The 1196-nt window shown below is 69.0% G+C and carries 1 protein-coding gene; it reads left to right on the top strand.

Features of this window, described 5'->3' with window-relative positions; translation table 11 throughout:
- A partial coding sequence (locus EJC47_RS21160; RefSeq protein WP_221885208.1) for an Ig-like domain-containing protein occupies nucleotides 1-1196 on the top strand: 1196 nt, incomplete at both ends.

A 1196-nucleotide genomic window follows, 5' to 3' on the forward strand; every position in this document is an offset into this window, starting at 1 on the left:
CCTATACCGCCACGGGTCCTGGCGGAACCTCGGCCGCTGCCACCGTCACGCTCACCGTCGCCACGCCTGCTGCGCCCAGCGTTGCCGCCAAGAGCGCCAGCGTCGCTTATGACACCGCGACGCCGATCGACCTGACCGCCTCGGTCAGCGGCGTGCATAGCAGCCTCACCGTCAGCACCGCCCCTGCGCATGGCACCACCAGCGTGGCTGGCGACGTGATCACCTACACCCCGACCACCGGCTATTATGGCAGCGACAGCTTCGGCTATACCGCCACCGGTCCTGGCGGAACCTCGGCTGCCGCCACCGTCACGCTCACCGTCGCAACGCCTGCTGCGCCGAGCGTTGCCGCCAAGAGCGCCATCGTTGCGTACAATACCGCCACCCCGATCGATCTCACCGCCTCGGTCAGCGGCGTGCATAGCAGCCTCACCGTCAGCTCAGCGCCTGCGCACGGCACCACCAGCGTGGCTGGCGACGTGATCACCTACACCCCGACCACCGGTTATTATGGCAGCGACAGCTTCGGCTATACCGCCACCGGTCCTGGCGGCACCTCGGCCGCTGCCACCGTCACGCTCACCGTCGCCACGCCTGCTGCGCCGAGCGTTGCCGCCAAGAGCGCCAGCGTTGGCTATAACACCGCGACCCCGATCGACCTGACCGCGTCGGTCAGCGGGGTGCACTCAAGCCTCGCCGTCAGCACCGCGCCTGCGCACGGCACCACCAGCGTTGTCGGCGATGTCATCACCTACACCCCGACCAGCGGCTATTATGGCAGCGACAGCTTCGCCTATACCGCCACCGGTCCCGGCGGCACCTCGGCCGCTGCCACCGTCACGCTCACCGTCGCGACGCCTGCTGCCCCGACTGTGGCCGCCAAGAGCGCGAATGTCGCGTACAACACCGCCACCCCGATCGACCTCACCGCCTCGGTCAGCGGCGTGCATAGCAGCCTCACCGTCAGCACCGCGCCCGCGCACGGCACCACCAGCGTGGCTGGCGATGTCATCACCTACACCCCGACCACCGGCTATTATGGCAGCGACAGCTTTGCCTATACCGCCACGGGGCCTGGCGGCACCTCGGCCGCTGCCACCGTCACGCTCACCGTCGCCACGCCTGCTGCGCCGAGCGTTGCCGCCAAGAGCGCCAGCGTTGGCTATAACACCGCCACCCCGATCGACCTGACCGCC

It is taken from the genome of Sphingomonas sp. TF3 (genome assembly GCF_003985085.1).
GTDB lineage: Bacteria > Pseudomonadota > Alphaproteobacteria > Sphingomonadales > Sphingomonadaceae > Sphingomonas.